Raw genomic sequence first — 26,306 nt, forward strand, 5'->3', positions numbered from 1 at the left:
AAATGGACTCCATTGCACAACTTCGCAAAAACTATACCTTTGGCCAGCTCTCTGAAACCGAGGTACCGCGCGATCCCATTCCGCTATTTCAGCTCTGGTTTGACCAAGCTGTTCAAGCGCAGTGTCCAGAACCAAATTCCATGACTCTGGCTACGGCAGATCAAGCAGGAAATCCATCAGCCCGTATTGTCTTACTAAAAGGAGCTGATCAGAATGGCTTCACCTTCTTTACTAATTATCAGAGTCAAAAAGGGCGTGAATTAGCTTTGCGCCCACAAGCCGCCCTGCTTTTCCACTGGCATGAGCTAGAGCGTCAAATTCGGATTAAGGGAACCGTAGAGCGTGTCAGCCCAGCCGAAAGTGATGAATATTTTCATTCTCGACCTGCAGCCTCCAGAATAGGCGCCTGGGCCTCCCCCCAAAGTTCTGCGATTCCAAATCGTGAGTTTTTAGAGGAAGCTGAAACCCGCTTTCAGGCTGAGTTTGGAGACACTCCACCGCGTCCAGATCATTGGGGAGGTTATCGCCTTCAGCCAACTGAAATAGAGTTTTGGCAAGGACGCCCTTCCCGACTCCACGATCGGATTCATTACAAGCTAGAGGGATCTGGCTGGAAGATTGAGCGCTTAGCCCCCTAAGCGTAATTTGGCGCAATCAGCGCTTTAAATTTTGCCCTAAATTTAGCCAGCTTTGGCGCAACCACCGCCATGCAATACCCTTGATTGGGATGCTGCTGAAAATAATTCTGGTGGTATTCCTCTGCAGGGTAAATGATCGGAGCCGCTTCAATCTGCGTCACCACTGAAGCCGAATAAATCTTTGCATCCTCCAACTCTTTCACCACCTCATGTGCAATCTGATTTTGCTCGGCACTGTGAGTAAAGATAACGGACCGATATTGGGTGCCATGATCATTCCCTTGATAATTTAAGGTCGTAGGATCATGAATCACAAAGAAGATCTCTAGAAGATCTCGAAACGAAACCACTTGAGGATCAAATAAGATATCTACAATTTCAGCATGGCCTGTAGCGCCTGTACAAACTGACTCATAGCTTGGATTAGGGCGAGCCCCTCCAGCATATCCAGAGACAACTGAGTGAACCCCTTGAATTTGCTGATAAACAGCCTCAAGGCACCAAAAGCAACCACCGCCCAGGGTGGCCCGCTCTAAATCGATTGCAGTTTTGTTTGAGTTTTCGTTCATAGCTTTATCCTAATGCCTTATTTCAATGTCTGCCAACTATTAAATCACCATGAATCGCTTTACGCTCCAACTAGATGAAATTAAGGCAGCTTTTGCTGCAGAACCCAACCCTACTCTTGAGGTTCGCCTTGACCGCATCGCCCGAATTGAAAAAATGATTCGAGCCAATGAAGAAAAAATTTGCAAGGTAGTCTCGGCTGATTTTGGTGTTCGACATTCCATTGAAACGCGGCTTGCTGAATTCCAGATGATTTATCAAGCGTGTCTCTTCACTCAAAAGCACCTCAAAGAATGGATGAAGCCCCAACAAGTGGATACGCCCATCACCTTAGGAGCCTCAGAAGCCTGGATTCAAAATCAGGCGCTCGGCGTAGTTGGCATCATGAGCCCTTGGAACTATCCAGTACAACTTGCACTCATTCCTGCGATTGCAGCCTTTGCTGCTGGTAATCGGGTATGGCTTAAACCTTCAGAACGTTGTTCTCGTACTTCAGGATTTTTAGCTAACTTGATACAGGAATATTTTCATCCGACAGAATTTTGCGTCACCACTGGCAGTGTAGATGTTGCGGAACAATTTTCAGCGCTGCCCTTTGACCACCTCTTCTTTACTGGCTCAGAAATCCATGGCAAAAAAGTGATGCGCGCGGCTGCAGAGCATCTCACCCCGCTGACACTAGAGTTAGGAGGAAAGTCTCCCGTCATCATTGATCCAACAGCCAATCTCAAAGATGCAGCAGCGAGCATCATTTATGGAAAATTACTCAATAGTGGCCAAACCTGTGTAGCACCAGACTACATCCTGATTGATCAAGTAAACCTAGAGAGCTTTATCAAAGAACTCAAGACCGCCGCACAAGAACAGTTTTCGCATCCAGATGAATTAACAGGCCCAATTGATGATGCGCAATTGCAATCTTGGCAACACCTCCTTGCCGATGCACTAGATCGGGGGGCGCAGGCTTTTCCTTTGTTAAACAATCCTTCAGCGGGTGCCAGAAGATTTGAACCTGTTGCACTTATTAATGTACCGGCAGAAGCGCGTGTACTTCATGAGGAAATTTTTGGACCTATATTGCCGATTGTGACAATCGCTAATACCGAAGCTGCCATTCAAGTAGTTAATCAAAAGCCACATCCTCTTGCACTGTATTGGTTTGGTAAAGACAAAAAGAATATGCAAAAGGTCTTGGCGGAAACTAGATCAGGCGGTGTAACGTTGAATGAAACTTTATTACACATCACAGTAGAGACACTGCCTTTTGGTGGCACCGGCTCAAGTGGTTTTGGCACCTATCATGGCAAGGCAGGATTTGATACCTTTAGTCACCGTAAATCCGTTTTACGTGCACGAGGTTTCTTGGGTCTCAATTTATGGAAAGGCAGCAAGCTTGCGAGGCCACCCTATGGCAAGGGAGTAGAGCGTTTATTACGCTTTATGAAGTAATCTGAATTAATTCGGGAAAACCCTTGTAATCAAGCGCTCAAACTGTCATAATAGGAGGCTTTTAAAGCAATTTGATTCATCGCCCCCCAGCTATATTTCAGCGTACCGTTTAGAAGTTATAAACACCGAAGTTCAAAAAACGCGCTGCCGCCTGTCTGATGGTCGATGCCTTTGACCATCGCACCCTACACAAACCTTGGGTGCAACATACGGAGACATCCCTTAGAGGGGATGTGTAATAGCATGACTTTTTCTAAAGAAACTAAAAACGAGTCGCAAGACTCAAAGCACGCTGGAAGTACTTTCCAGTCTTTCGCCCTTGCGGCGCCACTTCTTAAAAACGTTGCTGAGCTGGGTTTTACCCAAGCCACTCCTGTTCAAGCTCAGGTTATTCCTGCTGCTTTAGCTGGTGGTGACTTATTGGTCAGCAGCCAAACCGGTAGCGGTAAAACCGCAGCCTTTTTATTGCCTTTGATTAATCAACTCATCGAAGACAACCCGAACAACTCACCAGTACCAGGTCGCGCACAACCTAAAGTGTTAGTGCTCTGCCCTACTCGTGAATTGGCTCAACAGGTTGCCGCTGATGCAGTGAACTTAGTGCGTGGCATGAAAGGTATCCGCATTGCCACTGTTATGGGTGGTATGCCTTACGGTAAACAAATCCAAGCATTGAAAGGTGCATTGTTAGTTGTTGCAACTCCAGGTCGTTTACTCGACTTGTGCGATAGCAAAGCAATTCGCTTAGATGATGTTAAACAACTCGTTATCGACGAAGCAGATCGCATGCTCGACATGGGATTTGCTGATGATCTCGAGGCTATTGATAAGCGTTGCGCAGGTCGTAACCAAACTTTGATGTTCTCTGCAACATTTGCACCAAAGATTATGTCTTTGGCTAATGCATTAACTACAGATGCAAAGCGTATTGAGCTTGCTCATGCAGGTGAAAAACACGCCAACATTGAACAGAAGTTACATTGGGCTGACAGCATGTCACATAAGCATAAATTGCTCGAGCACATTTTGGCTGATGCCACTTTGGATCAAGCAGTTGTTTTTGCTAGCACCCAAGTAGAAAGCGAAAAGATCGCCGATACATTGCGTGCTAATGGCTACGAAGCAAGTGCACTTCACGGTGCAATGCCTCAAGCTGTGCGTATGCGCCGCCTTGAGTCCTTACGGAAGGGTCACACCAAGATTTTGGTAGCGACTGACGTAGCGGCTCGTGGTATCGATGTACCACGCATTAGTCACGTGATTAACTTTGGCTTGCCAATGAAACCAGAGGACTATACGCACCGCATTGGTCGTACAGGTCGTGCTGGTCGCAATGGTGTAGCTATTACTTTGGTTGAACATCGTGATCGTGCCAAGATCCGTAATATCGAGCGCTTTACACAGCAAGATATCGTGGCATCGGTGATCGCTGGCCTAGAGCCCCAAGCTAAACCTAGCTTTGGTGGTGGCGGCGGTCGTCCTGGTGGTCGCTCTGGCGGCGGCTTTGGCGGTAATCGCTCAGGTGGCGGTGGTGGTCGTTATGGCTCTGGAGCTCGCTCTGAGTCACGCTTTGGTGGTGGTGGCGGTGGCAACGCTGGTGGTGGTCGTTCATCCGATTCACGTCCAGCTCGCTCAGCTGACTCGCGTCCGGCACGTTCTGCAGATTCACGTCCTGCGCGTTCTGCTGATTCACGTCCAGCTGGTGGCCCACGTTTTGCAAAGCCTAAGTCTGGTGGCCAACGTAGAAACTTTAGCGGTAGCTAAAAATGAATCGCCGTAATCGTCTCCGTTCTGCATGGAATCGAGTCGGTTCCGGTGAGATTCATCGGGCGCCACGCAAGTGGCAGTCTTGGTTGAGCGACACCGGCTCTCTCACTCAAAAAATTGAGAAGGCAATTGGTCAAAAACTAGAAGTGCAAGTTTTGCGCGACTACCCTCAATCTTTAAATAGCGATGAAAGTCGCTATTTTCATTTCCGCATTCGACGTTGTCGCGTTCGAGAAGTATTTCTTTGTGCGAATAATGCCCCCTTGGTCATTGCCCATAGCGTTATTCCTACCCTAAGCTCAAGTGGTAGCAATCATGCTATTTTGCGTTTGGGTAAAAAGCCTCTTGGCGCAGTACTCTTTGCCAAAACCCGCAAGCATTCCAAACCTAAACCCCCTCGTGATATTGCACGCTTGGATAAAAGTAGCGCCCTATGGAAAAAATGTGCCCGCTACTATCCAGGACTCGACTCCCCTTTATGGGCAAGGCGCACAATGTATAGCCTCAAGGGCCATCCGATCCTGGTGAATGAAATTTTCCTGCCTGAATTACTAAAGTATTCGCAAGCCTAAAGTGTTAACCAAGCCAAGCTGGCTTTAATCAGGGCCTCATCGCCCGACTCAGTTGTAAACACTTCACCAAAACCAATGATTTCGGCAGCATCTGCAATATTGTGATGCGGGCACAGCGCGCTTGCAGCACTCAAGTCTTGAGTAAATTGATCTTTCATGACAGTGCCTAAATAACGCACCGCTTCAGAGGAGGTTAATAGCCATAGTGATTTTGCAAAATCCATGTCATGAATCGCTTGCCATGCTGGATTATCAATATCCAAAGGTATCCGTGTATAGGTTGAGATGGCCTCAACATGAGCTCCAGCATTTTTTAAAGTGTCTGCAAGCCAATCCCGTCCGCCATCACCTTTGAATATCACCACCTTCTTGCTTGCCCAATCCCATCCCAGTGTTTGTAACTCTTGCCACAAACCTTCGGAATCCCACTGGGCATTATGTTGCGGGATGATGATCGGTGTTGGCTTTGATTCATTTCCTATGCCATGATTTTGTAAAGCGAGCTGACTGCTTCCCCCCATCACTCCGATGGGAATGATCTTTTTAGAAAACTCTTGCCAATCCCGTTCCAACAAACGCATCACACTCTCGATTGCATTTGGGCTCACAAAAATTGCAAGGTCAGCATCTCGCAAAACAGATGCAATGTGATCGGCCAATGCAGCATCTGCCTTAGGTACGATTGTTAACAAAGGCAATGAAATAATCTCAGGGAAACCGCGCTTGGCAACACCACTATTTTCAACGGCTTGAGAGAGCACCTCAATCAATTGACGCGCTTGCCCACTAGGCCTAGTCACAATGATTGTTTTAGCGCTCATAGCTTTAAGATCAAAATCTTATTTTGAAATTTGAGGTATCAACTCCGCTGCCCCTTGGGCCAGCAGATCTTGGGCTACCGCCAATCCTAGGGCTTCTGCATCAGCTACTGAGGCTACTGCCCCACTGCCTTTAGCTAGGCAGATGTTTTGACCATCGGTACTGGCGACAAAAGAGCGGATCTGCATCTGGTTTTGATCCCAAGTGGCATACGCTGCTAGGGGCACCTCACAAGAGCCACCTAATTGCCGAGAGACCATGCGCTCAGCTGATACGGCGTACAAGGTCGGTAAATCTAAGAGTGGCGCTAGCCACTCTTTAATATGCGGATGACTAGTGAGGGTCTCAATGCCTAGGGCGCCTTGACCTGCTGCTGGGGTGTAGGGATCGTAAGGCAGGCAAGCGCGGATGCGGGACTCTAGACCTAAGCGCTTGAGACCAGCAGCGGCCAAAATAATGGCTTGGTACTCACCGCGATCTAATTTACCCATGCGGGTATCTAAATTACCGCGTAGTGGCTCAATCACCAGATGGGGGAACTTAGCGCGCAATACGGACTCTCGTCGCAAGCTCGAAGTTCCCACAATCGCGCCAGCAGGTAGATCTTCTAGGCTAGCGTAATCATTGGAGACAAAGGCATCTCTGGCATCTTCTCTGGCCATCACGCAAGACAGATCAAAACCCTCTGGCATCACCATTGGGACATCTTTTAAGGAGTGCACTGCCAGATCAGCCCGGCCATCTTCTAGGGCAGTCTCTAACTCTTTGACAAATAGGCCTTTGCCACCGACTTTAGACAGGGCTTTATCCAAAATCTGGTCCCCTCTGGTGGTCATGCCCAAAATCTGGACATCACAGTCTGGGTAGCACTTTTTAAGGCAATCTTGGACATAGTGCGCCTGCCATAGGGCTAGGCGACTTTCTCGGGAGGCAATGACCAGGCGCTTGGGGGCTGCCAAGGCAGAGGCAGAAGAGGAGGAATTTAGGGTTTGGGACATAACATTTAAAATAATCAAAGACCTACACCAATATACTGTGTTTATGAGCTCATCCAAAAATTCCTTAGCCAACAAAGCCCAAGCTTGGTCGGCCCGTTTTGCAGAACCTGTTGACGAACTCGTTCAGCGCTATACCGCCTCCATTGGCTTTGATCAACGCTTTGCGATGGTGGATATTGCTGGTTCCCTAGCTCACGCTGAAATGCTGGCTACTCAAAAAATTATTAGTCCGCAGGATTTAGCTGATATTCAAAGGGGTATGGCTCAGATTAAAAATGAAATTGAAGCTGGCCAATTTGACTGGCAACTAGCCCTTGAGGATGTTCACCTCAATATTGAAGCGCGCCTAACCCAATTGGTTGGCGATGCTGGCAAACGTTTACATACTGGTCGCTCGCGTAATGACCAAGTAGCCACTGATTTACGTCTTTGGCTGCGTGGCAGCGTAGATGACATCGCGCTCACACTCAAAACTTTACGCCTAGCATTATTGGATTTAGCAGAAAAACATGCTGCAACCATCATGCCAGGTCATACGCATTTGCAAGTAGCGCAGCCAATTACTTTTGGTCACCATTTAATGGCCTATTACGAAATGTTCAGTCGTGATGCGAGTCGCCTAGCAGATTTAAGGACTCGTTTTAATCGCCTGCCATTAGGTGCCGCAGCTTTAGCAGGCACCACCTATCCGATAGACCGTGAACAAGTAGCCAAGATTCTGGGATTTGATGGCATTTGTGATAACTCTTTAGATGCAGTGTCGGATCGCGACTTTGCAATTGAGTTCTGCGCTTTCGCATCCATTCTCATGATGCATGTCTCTCGCTTATCTGAAGAACTCATTTTGTGGCTTAGCCCCCGCTTTGGCTTTATTGACTTGCCAGATCGCTTTTGTACTGGCAGCTCTATCATGCCGCAGAAGAAGAACCCTGATGTTCCAGAATTAGCGCGCGGTAAGACTGGTCGCGTCTATGGAGATTTAATTTCTTTATTGACTCTCATGAAGGGTCAACCGCTTGCCTATAACAAAGACAACCAAGAAGATAAAGAACCTTTATTTGATGCAGTAGATACCGTGCAAGACACCTTACGTATTTTTGCTGACATGGTTCCACATATTGAGGTGAAAGCCAATGTCATGAAGAAGGCTGCTGAAGAGGGCTTTGCAACTGCAACCGATTTAGCTGACTACTTAGTCAAAAAAGGTTTGGCTTTCCGTGATGCGCATGAGGCCGTAGCTCATGCTGTTAAAGCCTGCGTTGGCAGAAACTGCATGCTCACCGATTTAAGTCTTTCAGAGTTACGTTTTGCTTGCGGTTTAGATAACCGTCCTGAACTGATTAGCGATGATGTGTTTACGCTTCTCACAGTAGATGGCTCAGTGCAATCTCGCCAACATGCTGGTGGCACAGCACCAGCCCAGGTGCTTGCTGCGATCAAAAAAGGTCGCGCAGATCTCTAAAGTGCATGGGGTTCTGGACTAAGCTCTCCACTAGTATTGATCGCATTAATCAATTGCTGGGCAGCGTTGCCAGCCTGATGATTTTATTGTCTTGTGTCGTGTCTGCAGGCAATGCATTACTCAGATACGGCCTAGATATCAGCAACAACTGGCCGCTGGAATTGCAGTGGTATCTTTTTAGCGCAGCAGTCATGTTGGGCGCTTCCTACACCCTTAAACGTAATGAACATGTTCGAGTAGATTTAATTTACTCACGCCTTTCTGATCGAGGTCGTCTCTGGGTGGATTTATTTGGACTGGCGTTCTTTCTCATGCCAGCTTGCATCTTATTCACCTGGTTATCTTGGACATCCTTGTTTTATCCATCATGGCTAGTGATGGAGCACTCCCTCAATGCAGGCGGTATGGCACGCTACCCCATTAAGTTTGTTGTGCCCTTTGGCTTCTTTATGCTGAGCTTGCAAGGCCTATCTGAGATCATCAAACGCATCGGCGCACTCAAAGGTGTAGTAAGTTTGCCAGCCGAAGATCTTCGCTACGAGAAACCCACGCAATGATTCCATTAGAGTGGATGCCACCATTGATGTTTGGTGGCCTTGTCGTCTTTATGTTGATAGGTTTTCCTGTTGCTTTTTCTTTGATGGCCGCAGCCCTCTTCTTCTCCATCATTGCGATAAGCGAAGGTTTTTTTGGAATGGCATTCTTGCAAGCAATTCCTCAGCGTATCTTTGGCAGCGTCCTTGCAAACGATTTACTCCTTGCGATTCCCTTTTTCACCTTTATGGGCGCCATTCTTGAGCGCTGCGGCCTTGCAGAAGAAATGCTGGATTCGATGGGGCAACTCTTTGGTCGCGTGCGTGGAGGACTCGGCTATTCCGTCATCATCGTCGGCTTTATTCTTGGCGCAATTACCGGCACAGTAGCAGCTCAGGTGATCGCTATGGCCATGATCTCATTACCTGTAATGATGCGTTACGGTTACAACATGCGCTATGCCACAGGGGTTCTAGCGGCTTCTGGAACCATTACACAATTAGTTCCTCCTTCATTAGTATTGATTGTTTTAGCTGATCAACTCAAAACTCAAAGTGGCAGTGCTGACGTAGGCAGCATGTATCTTGGGGCCTGGGGTCCATCACTCCTGCAAATTGGCCTTTTTGCCCTCTACACTTTTTTCTTGGCACGCATTCGTCCAGATTATTTGCCAGCAATTCCTGAGAGCGAACTCACGCTTAAAGGATGGGCGCTTTGGAAAAAATGTCTCTTGGGCATCATTCCTTCGGCAGTACTGATCTTCTTGGTCTTGGGTACGATCATGACGGGCATTGCTACCCCAACAGAGTCGGGCGCTATGGGTGCGATGGGCGCATTACTCTTGGCTTGGTTGCGAAGAGCTGGCATCCCCAATCTCAAAAGCTTAATACAACAAGCCTACCAAAACACCATGCGCATTACCGCGATGGTGGTATTTATTCTGATTGGATCTACCTGCTTCTCGGTAGTTTTCCAGGGAGTGGATGGCGGACTTTGGGTTGAGGAACTCTTTGCAAATCTACCAGGTGGATGGGTTGGCTTTCTCATTGTTGTAAACCTCTTTATCTTTTTCTTGGCCTTCTTCTTAGATTTTTTTGAGATTGCCTTCATCGTTGTGCCGATGCTCGCCCCGGTTGCGGTGAAGCTTCTCTCCCCGGTATTGCTAGATTCCATGAATGGCAACCCTCAAGCTGCAGCCAGCGCTGCACTAGTTTGGTTTGGCGTGATGTTATGCGTCAATATGCAAACCTCATTCATGCATCCCCCGTTTGGATTTGCCTTGTTTTACCTAAGGGGTGTAGCTCCTAAAGAAGTCAAGAGCAGTGATATCTATTGGGGAGCCTTACCTTGGGTAGGCCTGCAACTCATCATGGTGGTGCTCGTAATAGCCTTCCCTGCATTGGTGACCACCTTCCTAGATAAGCCGGCAGCCGTAATCCAAAGCCAGGAATTTAATTTCATCACGACCGATGAGAGTAAATCGGAATCCCCATCAAGCAAAGTAGATGAGGATGCTCCAGTGAATTTTCAGCTGGATAAGCCAGGCAGATAAAGGAAATGAGCCGTTATCCATAGTGATAACGGCAGTTAACAATCACAAGCTGGTCTTTTTCGATTACATATACCAGTCTATGAACATCATCGATTCGTCTAGACCAACATCCCGAGAGACTTTCTCTTAGCTCTTCTGGCTTACCGATTCCATCCTTAGGATTTCTGAGTGCATCTTTTATCAGACTATTAATACGCTTTAGCGTTTTTTTATCCTGCCCTTGCCAATACACATAATCAGACCAAGCTGCATTTGTCCAAACTAACCTACTCAACATCCAGCAGAGCCTTTGTCTTTGTTTGTCCTTTTCGGTATTGGGCCAATGATTTCTCCAAGTGTTTTACGTTAGCTGGAGATTTTAATAAATGGAGTGTTTCCATCATGCTGTTATAGGTATTCAGAGACATGACAACTGCATCCTCGGCATCTCTTCGGGAAATAATGGCCACATCACAATCCTCAACAACCCGATCTATCACCTGCTTGAATTGATTTCTAGCATCTGAAAAATTGATTACCCGCATCTCAATCTCCTACTTGTTCAATATATTGTACAAGTATATAGGAAGAGGCATGTGAGATCAAATAAAAAAATACCCTGCTAAAGCAGGGTATTTTCTGTAAAAGCTGGATCGCACAGGCTATAAGGTGATATCAGGCTCCTGCCGGACGCAATCCACATAGTACTCACTGCGCCCATCAAGATCTCCTTTAACTAAGCCATGAATATCTGTTTCAAAGCCAGGAAACTTCTCATTGAAGTCACGGGCAAAGTAAAGATAGTCCACGATCCGCTTATTAAAGCGTTCACCTGGGATCAAGAGTGGAATACCTGGAGGATATGGCGTCACAAGCATGGCAGTAACGCGATCTTCCAGCTGATCTAAAGGCACGCGATCAACTTCCTTGTGCGCCATCTTGGCCCAAGCCTCTGAGGGCATCATCGCTGGAACCATATCGGAGGTATACATCTCCGTAGTCATGCGTGCAACATTGCGGCTCTTATAGAACTCATGAATCTGTTGGCAAATATCTTTCAAGCCCACACGCTCATAGCGCGGATGCTTGGCCACAAACTCTGGCAATACCTTCCACAATGGAGCGTTCTTATCAAAGTGATCTTTAAATTGCTGCAATTCTGTTACGAGAGTATTCCAACGACCTTTAGTAATGCCGATCGTGAACATAATGAAGAAGGAGTACAGGCCGCACTTCTCTACGATCACACCATGCTCAGCCAAATACTTAGTCACAATACTGGCCGGGATTCCCATTGAGCCGAAGTTACCTTCGATATCCAGGCCCGGTGTAACTACTGTGGCCTTAATCGGATCAAGCATATTGAAATCTTTGGCAAGCTTGCCAAAATCATGCCATGCTGCCGATGGCTCCAGCACCCAATCAGAACGCTCACCAATACCCTCTTCAGCCAGGTGATCGGGACCCCAAACCTTAAACCACCACTCCGAACCAAACTTCTCGTCTACTTCACGCATAGCGCGACGGAAGTCCATCGCCTCAGCAATCGATTCCTCAACCAAAGTAGTACCCCCAGGAGACTCCATCATGGCTGCAGAGACATCGCAAGAGGCAATAATCGCATACTGTGGACTGGTTGAGGTATGCATCAAATACGCTTCATTGAAGCAATCACGGTCTAACTTAGTATCTTCTGCATCCTGTACCAATACTTGAGAAGCCTGAGATAGGCCAGCTAATAGCTTATGGGTCGACTGTGTAGCAAACATCAAACTCTTCTTGGTACGCTTACGGTCAGATCCAATCGCATGCATATCCTTATAGAAAGGATGGAAAGCAGCATGCGGCAACCAAGCTTCGTCAAAATGCAATGAATCTACTTTGCCATCAAGCATCTCTTTAATCATCTCAACGTTGTAGACAATACCGTCATAAGTACTTTGCGTGAGCGTCATCACACGAGGTACCACGTTCTTGTTCTTAATAAAAGGGTTGGCATCAATCTTTTTCTTAATGTTTTCCCACTCGAACTCTTCTTTCGGAATCGGGCCAATAATCCCTAAGTGATTTCGGGTTGGCATTAAGAAGATGGGGATCGCGCCCATCATAGTGATGGAATGAATCACTGATTTGTGGCAATTGCGATCTACTAAAACCACATCTCCCGGAGCAACTGTAGAGTGCCAAACAATCTTGTTTGAGGTCGATGTTCCATTGGTGACAAAAAACAAATGATCCGCATTAAAGATACGGGCAGCATTACGCTCGCTTTGCAGCACTGGACCAGTATGGTCAAGTAGCTGACCCAGCTCTTCTACCGCGTTACAAACGTCTGCGCGCAACATATTTTCACCAAAGAATTGATGAAACATACGACCCACTGGACTCTTTAAGAAAGCAACGCCACCAGAGTGACCTGGGCAATGCCACGAGTACGATCCCTCAGAGGCGTAATTTGTCAGAGCACGGAAGAAAGGTGGCGCTAAGGAATCAAGATAAACCTTTGCTTCACGAATAATATGACGCGCTACGAATTCAGGGGTGTCCTCATTCATGTGAATGAAACCATGTAACTCACGCAAGATATCATTTGGCATATGACGAGATGTCCGAGTCTCGCCATACAAAAAGATTGGAATATCTTCATTGCGTTTACGCACTTCAGTAATAAAGGCGCGCAAATTATTTAAAGCTGGAAGATCATGATCTTCTGAGTCAGAATCAAATTCTTCATCATCGATCGAGACAATGAAAGTGGATGCACGAGAGGCTTGCTGCGCAAACGATGTGAGGTCACCATAACTGGTTAAACCAATCACTTCCATACCTTCGTTTTCAATCGCTTCTGCTAAATCGCGAATGCCAGAACCCGAAATATTTTCCGAACGAAAGTCCTCATCAATAATGATGATTGGGAAACGAAATTTCATAAAAACTCCCCTGCTAACTTATCCGATGTACTCGGAATCCACTTATCAAAATTGGTGAGGTCAATGACCCGACCACCATCCGGCAAAACTGAGACTATATCAATGAAGGTCGCATTTTCCTGCACATTCCTTGGTAAGTAAACATGTCGTGCATAAACCTGGTTTGCTAGGCTCTCATGGTAACCAGTAAAGGTAATGAGCAAATGCCACTGCTGCTCAACATCCGGGTTACCTAAATACTCTTTGAGGGCACTATTCTCATCCACGCTATGCATCGCAGTCCACGTTAAGGAGAAGACTGGGCTCTCAGACCGGTGGAGCTGAAGTTCAACTGAGCGGCGATAGCGCTCACCCTCACTGGTCATGCTCTCGGCAATTAACCACAGGCGCAGTTGCGCCTCCACAATATGCGAACTGCGATCATTGGCCACACGGAACTTCAGGGTCTGTACACCATCATGACTTCCTACTACAGCTACTTCAGAAAAGCGTACACCTGCAGTAGGCCTCGTAAAGCGCGCAAAGGCCAAACCCGTTGTTAGCGCCGAGTACACAATGCCAAAGAAGGCTTCAAAGGTCACAATCGCATTGGGCCAACTTCCCACAGGCGTCATACGACCATAACCAATGGTAGCCATGGTCTGAACACTAAAGAAAAAGGCGTCAAGTAATGAGCCTGGCTCGGCGTTGGTGATAGCACCTTCTCCACAAGCTAAATACCCAAAGGCAAACAGAAGGTTGGTCCCCAAGTACACGAAAACGACTAGCAATAAAAAGCTAGTCCAGCTGGTACCTAGTAGCCAGTGATAGAAGTTATTTTCAGGACGCGCTAATTCAGAGCGCGAGAGTGAGGCGCGATATTCCTCTAGATTAATCCTGGCTGGACGTCGATTAAACGGGAATTTACGCACTGCCGTAATGGCTTAGGTCTTCGGCAGGGTAACGCCCCGCTGACCTTGATACTTACCACCGCGGTCCTTATACGATGTTCCGCATACTTCATCACTCTCAAAGAAGAGTACTTGCGCACAGCCTTCACCTGCATAAATTTTGGCAGGCAATGGCGTGGTATTAGAAAACTCCAAGGTCACATAACCTTCCCACTCGGGTTCGAATGGCGTGACGTTCACAATAATGCCGCAACGAGCATAGGTGCTCTTACCAACGCAGACAGTTAGTACGCTGCGAGGAATCTTGAAATACTCTACCGTTCTTGCTAAAGCAAATGAGTTCGGTGGAATGATGCAAACATCACCCTTGAAGTCGACGAAGGATTGTTCATCGAAATTTTTTGGATCAACGATGGTGCTATTGATATTGGTGAAGATCTTAAATTCGTCAGCGCAACGAATGTCATAGCCATAGCTTGAAGTGCCATAACTTACGATTTTGTTGCCTGCAGCGTCTTGGCGGATTTGCCCAGGTTCAAATGGGCTGATCATGCCTTGCTCGCCCATGCGGCGGATCCAGTGGTCAGATTTAATAGTCATGGCCGAATTGTAAAACCTTCGCCGCTTACTGCCCAAACTTTGTAGGGCCTAGGAAGCCAAAAACGAGGTATTTTGACTAAAAATTACGCGCTCGGGTGCGTTGTAGATCTCGAAGTGTTTACCAGAACAGCGGGACAGGATGGTGAGGTTGGTTTTGCGAGCCAAATCCAGACCCATGAGTGTCACGCCAGAGCGGGTCAAGAGAAAGGGAATTCCCATTTGAGCACCCTTGATGATCATTTCGGAGGTGAGACGTCCAGTTGTAAAGAAAATCAAATCCTTTCCAGACTTATTAGCCAACCACAACAAGCCTGAGATGGAGTCAACCGCATTATGGCGCCCTACATCCTCAATAAAATGCAAGAGCTGAACCCCGGCATCTCCTTGCCTCTCAAAGACAGCGCAAGCGTGAACTGAACCGGATTTCTTATAGATCGTGTCATGGGTACGCATAGCATCTACCAAGCTAATGATTGCCTCTTGGGATAATGTCGGGCCATCGGGTAAGCGAATCTCCGACATCTCGTCCATCAAACCGCCAAACATGGTCCCTTGACCACAGCCCGTGGTGACCACCCTCTTACTGGTAAGAACGTCAATGTCAACCGTACTGCGCCGTGTTTTTACCGCCGCTGAATCCGTCTCCCAGTCCACCTGAATGCTCTCAATGTCATCAGGAGACTCAACCATGCGTTGATTTCGCAGATAACCCAGGACTAAAGCTTCTGGGGCGCTACCCAAAGTCATCAAGGTCACAATCTCACGCTTATCCAAGTAAATGGTCAGCGGACGCTCCCCAGGGATATGGGTTAACTTACGGCGCCCCATCTCATCCAATATCTCAACCTCGTGCACCACGGGCACGGAGGCATTTGACATCTGAATTATGGGCTCAACTGCCATAAAACGCTTTCTATAAATGGTACAGACCGAAGTTTATCGGCCTTTATTGATCGGCAACGGGGTATAACTTTAACTGCAGACTAAAATTAGTGCTGAATCAATACATTACAACTAGCATAATCGAACATTGCCCCTATTTAATTCCCTTATTTGAGTCCGCATTACATGAGTAACTCCCAGCGTCGCCTTCTTGTCACATCCGCTTTGCCATATGCCAATGGCCAGATTCATATCGGCCATCTGGTGGAATATGTTCAAACTGACATTTGGGTACGTTTTCAGCGCATGCGCGGACACGAGGTGCATTACGTCGGCGCCGACGATACCCATGGCACACCCATCATGTTGCGCGCTGAAAAAGAGGGTCTGACACCTAAAGAGCTCATTGCTAATGTTTGGAAAGAGCATAAGCGCGACTTTGATAACTTCCTTATCTCCTTCGATAACTACTACACCACTGATAGCCCAGAAAATGAAAAGCTTTCACAAAGTATTTATTTGAAATTACGTGATGCTGGCCTGATTGAAAAGCGTGCAATTGAACAAGCATATGATCCCGTGAAGGAAATGTTTCTTCCTGATCGCTTTATTAAAGGCGAGTGCCCTAAGTGTGGCGCAAAGGATCAATATGGTGACAACTGTGAAAAATGTGGCGCCACTTACTCACCCACCGACCTAAAGAATCCATTCTCAGTCGTTAGCGGCGCAACACCAATCAAAAAGATTTCTGATCACTACTTCTTTAAGCTATCTGATCCGCGTTGCGAAGAATTCTTACGTGAGTGGACGCAAGTTAAAACACCATTGCAGCCAGAAGCCCGTAACAAAATGAAGGAGTGGGTTGGTCAACCAGGGGATAGCAAACTGGGTGACTGGGACATCTCTCGCGATGCCCCCTACTTTGGCTTTGAGATCCCCGATGCGCCTGGCAAGTACTTCTACGTATGGCTTGACGCCCCGATTGGCTACTATGCCAGCTTCCTGAATTACTGCCAATCAAAAGGTCTGAATTTTGATGAGTGGGTTAAGCCGGATACCACTACCGAGCAATATCACTTCATCGGTAAAGATATTTTGTATTTCCACACACTCTTCTGGCCAGCTACTCTTCATTTCGCAGGCTACAGAACCCCTAGCAATGTTTTTGCTCATGGCTTCTTAACAGTGGATGGCGAAAAGATGAGTAAGTCGCGAGGCACTCTTATCTCAGCCAATAGCGTCATCGAATGTGGCTTTAATCCTGAGTGGTTCCGCTACTACTTTGCTACGAAGTTAAACGACAGCATGGAAGATTTGGATCTGAATTTGCAAGACTTTGTTGCGCGCGTCAATAGTGATCTCTTAGGTAAGTACATCAATATTGCAAGTCGTAGTGCTGGCTTTCTTGTTAAACGATTTGGCGGCGTAGTCTCTGATGAAGCGATGGATCATGCCTTGCTCAAAGAAATTGCCAGCTCAAATGAAAAAATTGCCGAGCTGTATGAGGGTCGCGAGTATGCAAAAGCGCTCCGCACGATCATGGAATTAGCGGACAAGGTCAATGGCTTTGTTGATGAAAACAAGCCCTGGGAAATTGCTAAGGACCCCGAACGTGAAGCTGAACTTCAACGTGTCTGTAGCATCACATTAGAAGCCTTCAGAATGCTCAGCCTTTATCTCAAGCCAGTGATTCCGCAAGTTGCGAATGGCGTTGAAGAATTCCTCTCGGTGCCACCGCAATCCTGGAGCGATATCAATACGCCGCTTTCGAGCAAAAACCCAATCCAGGCATATAAGCACCTCATGACCCGAGTGGAAGCCCCACAAATTGAGGCTTTGCTGGCGGCAAACTTGTAAAAAGGCCTCCAAAAACCACCTATAATGATGGTTGTGGTCCTCAAGTGACTTTTGGAATTAAATTTACTAAGTCATTGAATTTATTGAGTATTTTAGGAAATGCCATGGCAAGATATCAATCTGAATTTACCCAGTTCTTAAATGAACTGAAAACTGAGAAGCCAAGCCTCGAAGCTGACCAGCAAGCTGGTCGCGCCCTACTATGGGACAAAGAGCCATTAAGCGTTGAAGACCAGCGTCGCGCAAAAGCCGCTAAATTAAAACAACGCGCTTATGTCTATTCGAATGACTGACCCTAATTCTCAGCCCTTACCCGATTTAATTGATAGCACCCCTGCAGTAACCGATGGGATGTCTTCGGCTTTCGCCAAACTCTATGGCGAGCCACTCTTTAAGCTCCCGACTGATCTTTATATTCCACCAGATGCGCTAGAAGTTTTTCTAGAGGCCTTTGAAGGACCATTAGATCTATTGCTTTATCTCATTCGTAAACAGAACTTCAATGTACTGGATATTCCGATGGCACAGGTAACCCAGCAATACCTGAGCTACATCGATCAAATTCGTCATCACAATCTTGAGCTTGCTGCTGAGTATTTGCTCATGGCTGCCATGTTGATTGAAATTAAATCTCGCATGTTGCTGCCAATGAAAAAGGCAGATAGCGAAGAAGAAGTGGAAGATCCACGCGCAGAATTAGTGCGTCGCCTACTCGAGTACGAGCGCATGAAATTAGCTGCACAAGAATTAGATCAAATTCCACAGCATGGCCGCGACTTCCAAATCGCCCATGGCTATGTCGATACCACCGTTGCCATCACTTGGCCTGAAGTCAATTTAGATGATTTACAGATGGCTTGGCGTGACGTACTTCACCGCGCCAAACTCAATCAACACCACACCATTACTCGCGAAGAGCTATCCGTACGTGACTTTATGACGCGTATTTTGCGTCGCCTACAAAGCACGCGTTTTGTTGAGTTTGGTGAACTGTTTGAAGAGGCTATCAAGTCCGGGAAAGGCATTCCTGTTGTGATCGTGAACTTCATTGCAATGCTAGAGCTCTCTCGTGAAGCCTTGGTAGAGATTACCCAGGCAGAGCCCTATGCCCCTATCTACGTTCGGCTTGCCTACACACCAGTTGCATGAAAATCATTAGCGATATACAAGAATTACGCGATCACTTACGTGGTCAAAACCGCGCCTCTTTTGTACCAACGATGGGCAACTTGCATGAAGGTCACTTATCCCTCATGCGTCTTGCGCGCCAACATGGTGACCCGGTGGTGGCTAGTATTTTTGTTAATCGTCTTCAGTTTGGCCCCAATGAAGATTTTGATAGCTACCCTCGCACGATGCAAGATGACATTGAAAAGCTTGAGAGAGAAGGTGTCTATATCCTTTTTGCACCAACTGAACGTGACCTCTACCCTCAGCCACAAGAATATCGTGTAGATCCACCACATCAATTAGGCGATATCTTAGAGGGTGAGTTCCGTCCTGGATTCTTCAAGGGTGTTTGTACTGTTGTCTTGAAACTCTTTTCGTGCGTGCAACCAAAGGTGGCTGTGTTTGGGAAAAAGGATTACCAGCAATTGATGATTATTCGTCAAATGGCTAAACAATTTGCCCTGCCGGTCGATATTGTTCCTGGCGAAACGATTCGCGCTGAAGATGGTCTTGCACTCTCCTCACGCAATGGCTACTTGTCAACGCAAGAACGTGCCGAAGCACCTGAGCTGCAGAAAATACTGCAACAAGTGCGTCATCAGGTACTTGATTTAGGCGTACGAAATACCCAAGCACTAAGTGAAATTCAAAAGTTAGCTGAAAGCACGTTAACCAAACGTGGCTGGCAGCCTGACTACATTGCCATTCGTCAACAAACTGACTTAGCGCCACCCACTAATGAAAGCTTACAGGCTGGAGAGCCCTTGGTAATTCTCACTGCGGCTAAGCTGGGTAAAACACGTTTGATTGATAACTTAGAGATTTAATTTATTGGTCAAATAGTAATCTGCTCTACTTGCTATTTACCTGTTACACCAATAATGCTCTTCTCTATATTCAATAGAGGAGTGGGCTGAATTGAATTAGGCCCGCCATATGGTGAGTAATTCAAGGTAATCATCGCGACTGTTAACCAAGCAGCCATCATAAAGAGGGTGAGGCTGACGATTGCAGAAATTTTATTTGCACGATGAATTGCTGTTGTTGTTAATGCGGCAACAAAAGCTAAGCCAAAGCATATGTACCAACGAATAGGACTGCTATCCAGTTGCCCTAATTGAATACGCTTATTGTGGGCATTTGAAAGGGCTAATAAATTATCTACATAGCTCTTTCCCAATAATGGTGATACACAATGATTGTCTCGATGATTTTGAGTGCAGACAAAATCAGGGGCGTAAATAATCCCCATCAATTTCTGAATAATGGGATTAATTTGGGATGAGGCAACTCGATTCCGGCTACCAGTCCATTCCTCGTCGAGGGATGCCCTTAGGTACTCTTTTAATAAAACTTTAATTTCTTGCTGCTTAGCATTATTAACATCTGGTGCGTTGAGCATATTTTCGATTGAAGATACCTCAATTGAGAGCGCTTGCTTTGCATCTTCTTGCCGTGAAAATTGATGTAGCGAGATAAAACCAACCATAAAGAAGAATGCAATAGCTGGAAGCGAAACAAAGGGCCCAGAAATTGGCTGATTAGATAGCGGCGCAAAAATGCTAAATGAAAATATGATCTGATAGGCTAGCACCCCAATCAAAATGATCAATATAGTGACAGGCAGTATGGGTCCATAACTGTATTGGGTAATAATGTCCATCATGTCCCTGCCTAACTTCGCTAGATTAATTACCTAATTAGATAGTCCATATTAAATCAGGGTCTGCTGATTGAGATTACAGAGTAAAGAATTGCCCGACTTGTAGATTTAGCTCTTTAGCCAATTCGGCACCACTCACTTTACCTGCTGCACCTTTGGCCTTCAGCACCTCTATCTGTCCGCCGTGACAGGCGACAAAGAAAGAATCTAAGGTAATTTGCGTTACCTCGCCTGGCTTGCCTTTAACTGCACCAAAGGTAGCCACAACATGCTTATGGCAATCATAAATTTGTACTTTTTTTTCGCCAAATTTAGTCCAGGCACCTGGTGCAGGATTACATGCACGAATTAAGTTGTAGATCTGCCCAATGTGGCTCGCCCAATGAATTTGAGCAGCATTCACATCAAACCAACCTTCATAATTTGCCAGAGATTCATCCTGAGGGATCTCTTGATGCTTACCAGCCACCACCAAATCTGCAGCCTCTAGTAAAGCTTGAACGCCAATCGGGAAGAGATGATCAAAATAAATTTTTCCTAATGTGTCGTCAGGCCCGATCGCCACTTCTTTTTGCAAAATGACTTCGCCTTCGTCTAAACCATCAGAAGGACGGAAGATCGTGAGGCCAGTCTTTTCTTCTCCCAATGCAATCGCCCAATTAATCGCGCTAGGACCACGATATTTTGGAAGGAGTGATGGGTGATACTGAATAGTGCCGTGCTTAGGGATCTTGACTAACTCTTGAGGAACAAACTGCAGCACGTATGCCATGACACAGATATCCGCATTGCTATCGATCATGGCCTGTGCGGCCTCAGGGCCTTTGAGTGTCGAGAATTGCAAGGGCGTTAAGCCCCTTGCAATGGCGGCCTCTTTCAGAGCTTCGGGCTTGCTTGATTTCGGATTATCGGGCGGACAAAATACGGCTACGAGCTCATCGCCACGATCCAAAAAAGCCTCTAATGCAGCCTTACCGAAATCCGCACTTCCAATCAAAGCAACCCGCATCTTAGATCACCTTATCGTGACGAAGTGCAATTAAATCATCAGTTGAGTAGCCTAGCTCACTGAGAATCTCATCGGTATGCTCACCAAGTAATGGGGAGCGCGTCACATCCGTTGGGCTATCAGACATTTTGATTGGGTTACCCACTGTCAGGTACTTACCACGAATAGGATGATCGACTTCAACCACTGTGCCAGTAGCACGCAGTGCAGGCTCTTCAGCGATCTCTTTCATTGACAAAATCGGACCGCATGGAATGTCATATTTATTCAATATGTCCATGACTTCAAACTTAGTCTTGGTCATAGTCCATTTTTCAATCTCACCAAAGATTTCCATGAGGTGCGGCAAGCGTGCCATTGGGGATGCGAAACGCACATCTGTAATCCAATCTTCACGACCAATCACCTTACAGATAGCCTCCCAAACTGGCGCCTGAACAATGACGTACATATAGGCATTCGGGTCAGTTTCCCAGCCCTTACATTTCACAATCCAACCAGGCTGACCACCACCAGAAGCATTACCAGCGCGGGGTACAGCATCACCAAACTCACCATTAGGGTACTGTGGATACTCTTGCATTACGCCTACACGCTCTAAACGCTGTTGATCGCGTAATTTCACACGGCACAAGTTCAATACCGCATCTTGCATCGCAGCCAACACTTTTTGGCCACGTCCTGAGTGGGTACGTTGATAGAGCGCAGTCACGATTCCCAATGCCAAATGCAGACCAGTGCCACTGTCACCAATTTGTGCACCTGTAACCATAGGAGGGCCATCATCAAAACCCGTTGTGGATGCAGAACCACCAGCGCATTGCGCTACGTTTTCATATACCTTGCAATCTTCGTAGGGGCCAGGACCAAAACCTTTTACAGAGGCCATGATCATCATCGGATTCAATTCTTGAATACGCTCCCAAGAAAAACCCATGCGGTCTAAAGCACCAGGCGCAAAGTTCTCAACGAGAACATCGCACTCCTTAATGAGGCGCTCTAAGATTTCTTTCCCTTTTTGGGTTTTGGTATTGACGGTAATCGAACGCTTATTGTGATTCAGCATTGTGAAATACAAGCTGTCAGCATCCGGAATATCCCGCAACTGACCACGCGTCGCGTCACCTTCTCCTGATTTTTCTACCTTAATTACATCTGCCCCGAACCAAGCGAGTAACTGAGTACACGTAGGCCCTGACTGAACGTGCGTAAAGTCGAGGATTTTGACCCCTTCTAGTGCTTTTGCCATGATATAAGTCCTAATAAGAATGAAAATTTTGAATTGGGGCAATTTTACCAGCGGGGGATTGCGGCAAAAAAAGTGTGCCCAAATATTGGGCACAGACTCCAATAAACCCTTATTTTGACTATATAGGCTTAGGTTTGGGGATTTTCAAGCTCAGCCAAGCGCTTTTTTAAAGCCCGCTCCTCGGCAAAACGTTCGGTCTCATCCCGGATAACAGCAACCACTCCGCTAGCCTTGTGATTCTCATCAAACAACATACCTACAGTGAACGCAATGGAAAGCATATGACCATCTTTGTGTTTTGCTGGCACCTTCAAGACCGACGCCCCATAACGCGTAGTGCCCGTTTTCATCGATTGCATATAACCTTCATTATGTCGATGCAGCTGGCGCTCAGGCACGATGATGTCTAAAGTATTTCCCAATGCTTCTGCTTCAGTAAAACCAAAGATGCGTGTCGCCGCAGGATTCCATAAAACAATCTTTTCGTTCACATCAGAGACCACGACAGCATCGCCGATGTATTGAGATAGATGATCTAAATTCAACTTGTTACTCATATGACTCGTTTATGCATGCTTTTGCATCAATTAAAAAAGGCGCTCACTAGGAGCGCCTTAACTTAGTGCTACGTATTATTGTTATTAAACCGCTTTAGCTGTATGCAACTTAGCAATGTCATCAGCGCTGTAACCAAGATCAGACAACACTTCGTCAGTATGCTCACCCAATACTGGAGAAGGCTTCACTTCAATTTCCAGGTCTGAGAACTTGATTGGGCTACCGATTGTCAAATACTTACCACGTACTTTGTGATCAACTTCAACGATCGAACCGCTCTTACGCAAATCAGGAGAAGCAGCCAATTCTTTCATTGAGAGAACTGGAGCACATGGAATATCGAACTTACGGAGGATGTCCACAGCTTCGTACTTAGTCTTGTCTTTGAGCCAATCTTCAATCGTTGCGAAGATATCAAAAATCTTGTCTTGACGAGCTTCAGCAGTCATATATGCAGGATCAGTTGCCCACTCTGGTTTGCCCAAAGCTTTGGTAATTGGCTCCCATGCATGTCCTTGAATAGTGAAGTAGATGTAAGCATTGGGATCAGTTTCCCAGCCCTTACACTTCAATACCCAACCTGGCTGACCACCACCACCTGCATTACCGCCACGTGGCACTACGTCAGAGAATGTTCCGTGTGGATATTGTGGGTACTCTTCCAAGTAACCAACTTTGTCCAAACGTTGTTGATCGCGCAACTTCACGCGGCACAAGTTCAACACCGCATCTTGCATTGAGCAAGATACTTTTTGGCCTTTGCCAGTCTTTTGACGCTGCATCAAGGCTGTCAAAATACCAATTGCCAAGTGCATACCGGTATTAGAGTCGCCCAAAGCTGCAGCAGAGACAGTTGGAGGACCATCCCAGAAACCAGTTGTAGATGCTGCACCGCCAGCACACTGGGCAACGTTCTCATACACTTTTAAGTCTTCGTATGAGTGACCATCGCTGAAACCTTTAACGGAAGCCAAAATCATTTTTGGATTGAGTTCTTGAATACGCTTCCAAGAGAAACCCATGCGATCCAATGCGCCTGGACCAAAGTTCTCAACCATCACATCAGAAACCTTGATCATCTTCTCTAAAACTTCTTTACCTTCTGGAGTCTTTGTATCCAAAGTTAAAGAACGCTTGTTGCCGTTCAACATTGTGAAATACAAAGCGTCTGCGCCTGGAACATCGCGCAATTGGCTACGAGTGACGTCGCCAGAACCTGGGCGCTCGACCTTGATAACGTCTGCACCATAAAAGCCCAACAACTGAGTACATGCAGGACCTGCTTGTACGTGTGTGAAGTCAATAATACGGATACCATCTAATGGTTTAGTCATGTTTGTTTCTCCTTAAGTGTTTCTTATTTGCTTCTTAATTTAGTCTAAAAATATTAACTTTTTATTACTTCGTAATTTATTTCTTAGCAGCTGCAGTGGATGGATTTAGATTGGTTAAACGTCCACTCTCAGTACCTGCGGTTTCATCAATAACAGCATTGATGAGGGCTGGTTTACCGGCAGCAATTGCTTCTGTTAAGGCTGCTTCTAATTCTGCTGGGGTAGTCACGTAGTAACCCACTCCACCAAACGCTTCAATCATCTTGTCGTAACGGGCATCTTTCACAAACACAGTTGGTGCAACATCAGCACCGCCAGTTGGGTTCTTGTCAGTACCACGATAGACGCCATTGTTGTTAAATACGACCGTGGTAATTGGTAGGTTGTAACGGCAAATCGTTTCAAGCTCCATGCCACTGAATCCGAACGCGCTATCGCCTTCGACTGCTACGGTGGGCAAGCCGCTAGTAACAGCAGCGCCGATCGCGTAACCCATACCGATACCCATAATGCCCCAGGTACCTGAGTCAAAACGCTTACGTGGCTTGTACATATCTACGATGGCACGGCAATAGTCCAGCGTATTTGCGCCTTCGTTTACCAAGTTGATGTCTGGGTTCTTCTTGATCACATCACGAATCACACGCAATGCGCCATGGAAGTTCATTGGATTTGCTTCTTTAGCCAATGTTTCCGCCATCTTGGCCGTGTTCTTGTCTTTCTTCTCAGTGATTGCTGCAATCCATTCAGCGCTTGGCTTAGGAACAGCAGCGATACCCTTCAGCAATTCACCAACGCATGAACCGATATCACCAATCAATGGCGCATCAATTTGCACGTTGCTATCGACTTCATTTGCCTGAATATCAATCTGGATAAATTTCTTAGGATCTTTGCCCCATGTCTTACCTTTACCGTGAGCGAGCAACCAATTCAAACGCGCACCAACCAACATGACTGCATCGGCCTCGGCCAATACAAATGAACGCGCTGCAGAAGCAGACTGTGGGTGGTTATCAGGCAACAAGCCTTTAGCCATCGACATTGGTAAATAAGGAATGCCAGATTTTTCAATCAAAGCACGAATATCAGCATCAGCTTGAGCATAGGCAGCGCCCTTACCCAACAGAATCAACGGACGCTTAGCGTTCTTCAATACATTGAGTGCGCGCTCTACAGCATCTGCTGCTGGAATCTGACGTGGAACTGGGTCGATTACCTTGAAGATAGATTTCTTCGCTTCTTCAACTGGCATGGTTTGAGCCAACAACTGCGCAGGCAGGTCTAAGTACACGCCGCCTGGACGACCAGAAACTGCAGCGCGAATAGCACGAGCAAAACCAATACCGATATCTTCAATATGATTGATACGATAGGCTGCTTTGCAATAAGGCTTGGCTGCATTGAGCTGATCCATCTCTTCGTAGTCCCCCTGCTGCAAGTCAACGATTTCACGCTCACTTGAGCCCGAGATCAAAATCATTGGGAAACAGTTCACTGTGGCATTCGCAAGCGCTGTTAAGCCATTCAAAAATCCTGGAGCAGAAACAGTCATGCAGATACCAGGTTTTTGTGTCATGTAACCGGCAATGGCTGCAGCATTACCTGCGTGCTGCTCATGACGAAAACCAATAAAGCGCAAACCTTCAGCTTGAGCCAAACGACATAAGTCGGTAATTGGAATACCAACTAAACCAAAAATAGTATCGAGATCGTTTGCTTTGAGGGCATCAATTACAAGATGAAAGCCATCGGTTAATTGTGTGTTTTGAGTATCTGTAGTCATAGAAATTTTTTTATAAATTACAAAGGCTGTAGCAAGGACTG

26 protein-coding genes are annotated in these 26,306 nt (G+C 46.5%); 11 read left to right on the forward strand and 15 right to left on the reverse strand.

Going from position 1 to position 26,306, the window contains the following annotated elements; genetic code table 11:
• Positions 1-2 precede the first annotated feature (2 nt).
• A complete protein-coding gene (pdxH, locus tag ICN41_RS04675) occupies positions 3-638 on the forward strand; it encodes a pyridoxamine 5'-phosphate oxidase (protein ID WP_216291649.1) in 636 nt (211 codons plus the stop codon).
• Here pdxH and msrA read toward each other — a convergent pair.
• Positions 635-1,207 (reverse strand): peptide-methionine (S)-S-oxide reductase MsrA, encoded by a 573-nt coding sequence (gene msrA / locus ICN41_RS04680; protein ID WP_216291650.1) that lies wholly within the window; start codon positions 1,205-1,207, stop codon positions 635-637. The genes pdxH and msrA overlap by 4 nt on opposite strands.
• 49 nt (positions 1,208-1,256) lie before the next feature.
• On the opposite strand from msrA, the gene ICN41_RS04685 reads away from it, so the two are divergent.
• From ICN41_RS04685 to ICN41_RS04695, 3 genes are all read left to right on the forward strand, one after another.
• Positions 1,257-2,654 carry an aldehyde dehydrogenase family protein gene (locus ICN41_RS04685; RefSeq protein ID WP_216291651.1) on the forward strand — a complete coding sequence of 466 codons (1,398 nt, stop codon included), beginning with the start codon at positions 1,257-1,259 and terminating at the stop codon, positions 2,652-2,654.
• A 243-nt stretch (positions 2,655-2,897) separates the two neighbouring features.
• Positions 2,898-4,418 carry a DEAD/DEAH box helicase gene (locus tag ICN41_RS04690; protein ID WP_216291652.1) on the forward strand — a complete coding sequence of 507 codons (1,521 nt, stop codon included), beginning with the start codon at positions 2,898-2,900 and terminating at the stop codon, positions 4,416-4,418.
• 2 nt (positions 4,419-4,420) lie between these two features.
• Positions 4,421-4,993: a chorismate lyase gene (locus tag ICN41_RS04695; RefSeq protein WP_216291653.1), complete on the forward strand. Its 573-nt coding sequence runs from the start codon at positions 4,421-4,423 to the stop codon at positions 4,991-4,993.
• On the opposite strand, the gene ICN41_RS04700 is transcribed toward ICN41_RS04695, so the two are convergent.
• Entirely contained in the window at positions 4,990-5,814 is an 825-nt protein-coding gene (locus ICN41_RS04700) for a uroporphyrinogen-III synthase (RefSeq protein WP_216291654.1), read from the reverse strand. The two genes, ICN41_RS04695 and ICN41_RS04700, sit on opposite strands and share 4 nt — an antisense overlap.
• Positions 5,815-5,832: 18 nt before the next feature.
• Positions 5,833-6,810: a hydroxymethylbilane synthase gene (hemC, locus tag ICN41_RS04705; protein ID WP_216291655.1), complete on the reverse strand. Its 978-nt coding sequence runs from the start codon at positions 6,808-6,810 to the stop codon at positions 5,833-5,835.
• A 43-nt stretch (positions 6,811-6,853) separates the two neighbouring features.
• Between hemC and argH the strand changes: the two genes are divergently transcribed.
• From argH to ICN41_RS04720, 3 genes are read left to right on the forward strand one after another with little or no spacing between them, the layout of a single operon-like run.
• Positions 6,854-8,272 (forward strand): argininosuccinate lyase, encoded by a 1,419-nt coding sequence (gene argH, locus ICN41_RS04710; RefSeq protein WP_216291656.1) that lies wholly within the window; start codon positions 6,854-6,856, stop codon positions 8,270-8,272.
• Positions 8,273-8,277: 5 nt separating this feature from the next.
• On the forward strand, positions 8,278-8,829 hold the full coding sequence (locus ICN41_RS04715; RefSeq protein ID WP_216291657.1) for a TRAP transporter small permease subunit: 552 nt from the start codon (positions 8,278-8,280) through the stop codon (positions 8,827-8,829).
• Positions 8,826-10,358, forward strand: a complete 1,533-nt coding sequence (locus ICN41_RS04720; RefSeq protein ID WP_216291658.1) for a TRAP transporter large permease subunit — start codon at positions 8,826-8,828, stop codon at positions 10,356-10,358. The genes ICN41_RS04715 and ICN41_RS04720 overlap by 4 nt, the downstream gene beginning before the upstream one ends.
• Positions 10,359-10,371: 13 nt before the next feature.
• On the opposite strand, the gene ICN41_RS04725 is transcribed toward ICN41_RS04720, so the two are convergent.
• From ICN41_RS04725 to ICN41_RS04750, 6 genes are all read right to left on the reverse strand, one after another.
• The gene (locus ICN41_RS04725; RefSeq protein ID WP_216291659.1) at positions 10,372-10,635 is read right to left on the reverse strand and encodes a Txe/YoeB family addiction module toxin; all 264 of its coding nucleotides are present in this window, start codon (positions 10,633-10,635) and stop codon (positions 10,372-10,374) included.
• The gene (locus ICN41_RS04730; RefSeq protein WP_216291660.1) at positions 10,625-10,882 is read right to left on the reverse strand and encodes a type II toxin-antitoxin system Phd/YefM family antitoxin; all 258 of its coding nucleotides are present in this window, start codon (positions 10,880-10,882) and stop codon (positions 10,625-10,627) included. The genes ICN41_RS04725 and ICN41_RS04730 overlap by 11 nt, the downstream gene beginning before the upstream one ends.
• Positions 10,883-10,999: 117 nt before the next feature.
• Positions 11,000-13,267 carry an arginine/lysine/ornithine decarboxylase gene (locus tag ICN41_RS04735; protein WP_216291661.1) on the reverse strand — a complete coding sequence of 756 codons (2,268 nt, stop codon included), beginning with the start codon at positions 13,265-13,267 and terminating at the stop codon, positions 11,000-11,002.
• The gene (locus ICN41_RS04740) at positions 13,264-14,178 is read right to left on the reverse strand and encodes an ion channel (protein WP_216291662.1); all 915 of its coding nucleotides are present in this window, start codon (positions 14,176-14,178) and stop codon (positions 13,264-13,266) included. Before ICN41_RS04740 ends, ICN41_RS04735 begins: the two co-directional genes overlap by 4 nt.
• Before the next feature lie 12 nt (positions 14,179-14,190).
• Positions 14,191-14,757: a dCTP deaminase gene (dcd, locus tag ICN41_RS04745; RefSeq protein WP_068948880.1), complete on the reverse strand. Its 567-nt coding sequence runs from the start codon at positions 14,755-14,757 to the stop codon at positions 14,191-14,193.
• 48 nt (positions 14,758-14,805) lie between these two features.
• Positions 14,806-15,660 (reverse strand): formate dehydrogenase accessory sulfurtransferase FdhD, encoded by an 855-nt coding sequence (locus tag ICN41_RS04750; RefSeq protein WP_216291663.1) that lies wholly within the window; start codon positions 15,658-15,660, stop codon positions 14,806-14,808.
• Positions 15,661-15,825: 165 nt separating this feature from the next.
• Here ICN41_RS04750 and metG point away from each other — a divergent pair, with 165 nt between their 5' ends.
• From metG to panC, 4 genes are all read left to right on the forward strand, one after another.
• A complete protein-coding gene (gene metG, locus ICN41_RS04755; protein WP_216291664.1) occupies positions 15,826-17,496 on the forward strand; it encodes a methionine--tRNA ligase in 1,671 nt (556 codons plus the stop codon).
• A 104-nt stretch (positions 17,497-17,600) separates the two neighbouring features.
• Entirely contained in the window at positions 17,601-17,789 is a 189-nt protein-coding gene (locus ICN41_RS04760; protein ID WP_216291665.1) for a DUF3460 family protein, read from the forward strand.
• Positions 17,782-18,645 (forward strand): ScpA family protein, encoded by an 864-nt coding sequence (locus ICN41_RS04765; RefSeq protein ID WP_216291666.1) that lies wholly within the window; start codon positions 17,782-17,784, stop codon positions 18,643-18,645. Before ICN41_RS04760 ends, ICN41_RS04765 begins: the two co-directional genes overlap by 8 nt.
• Positions 18,642-19,493: a pantoate--beta-alanine ligase gene (panC, locus tag ICN41_RS04770; protein WP_216291667.1), complete on the forward strand. Its 852-nt coding sequence runs from the start codon at positions 18,642-18,644 to the stop codon at positions 19,491-19,493. The genes ICN41_RS04765 and panC overlap by 4 nt, the downstream gene beginning before the upstream one ends.
• 32 nt (positions 19,494-19,525) lie before the next feature.
• Here the strand turns inward: panC and ICN41_RS04775 are convergent, their stop codons facing one another.
• The 6 genes from ICN41_RS04775 to oxc form a co-directional block, all read right to left on the reverse strand.
• Positions 19,526-20,329 (reverse strand): hypothetical protein, encoded by an 804-nt coding sequence (locus ICN41_RS04775; RefSeq protein ID WP_216291668.1) that lies wholly within the window; start codon positions 20,327-20,329, stop codon positions 19,526-19,528.
• Positions 20,330-20,405: 76 nt separating this feature from the next.
• Complete coding sequence (locus tag ICN41_RS04780) at positions 20,406-21,338, reverse strand: methionyl-tRNA formyltransferase (protein ID WP_216291669.1); 933 nt, start codon at positions 21,336-21,338, stop codon at positions 20,406-20,408.
• A gap of 1 nt (position 21,339) precedes the next feature.
• Positions 21,340-22,587 carry a formyl-CoA transferase gene (gene frc, locus ICN41_RS04785; protein WP_216291670.1) on the reverse strand — a complete coding sequence of 416 codons (1,248 nt, stop codon included), beginning with the start codon at positions 22,585-22,587 and terminating at the stop codon, positions 21,340-21,342.
• A 128-nt stretch (positions 22,588-22,715) separates the two neighbouring features.
• Positions 22,716-23,144: a PAS domain-containing protein gene (locus ICN41_RS04790; protein WP_216291671.1), complete on the reverse strand. Its 429-nt coding sequence runs from the start codon at positions 23,142-23,144 to the stop codon at positions 22,716-22,718.
• Between the two features lie 84 nt (positions 23,145-23,228).
• On the reverse strand, positions 23,229-24,479 hold the full coding sequence (frc, locus tag ICN41_RS04795) for a formyl-CoA transferase (RefSeq protein WP_216291672.1): 1,251 nt from the start codon (positions 24,477-24,479) through the stop codon (positions 23,229-23,231).
• Between the two features lie 76 nt (positions 24,480-24,555).
• Entirely contained in the window at positions 24,556-26,265 is a 1,710-nt protein-coding gene (gene oxc / locus ICN41_RS04800) for an oxalyl-CoA decarboxylase (RefSeq protein ID WP_216291673.1), read from the reverse strand.
• Between the last annotated feature and the right edge of the window lie 41 nt (positions 26,266-26,306).

Source organism: Polynucleobacter sp. 15G-AUS-farblos (genome assembly GCF_018882445.1).
Lineage (GTDB): Bacteria > Pseudomonadota > Gammaproteobacteria > Burkholderiales > Burkholderiaceae > Polynucleobacter.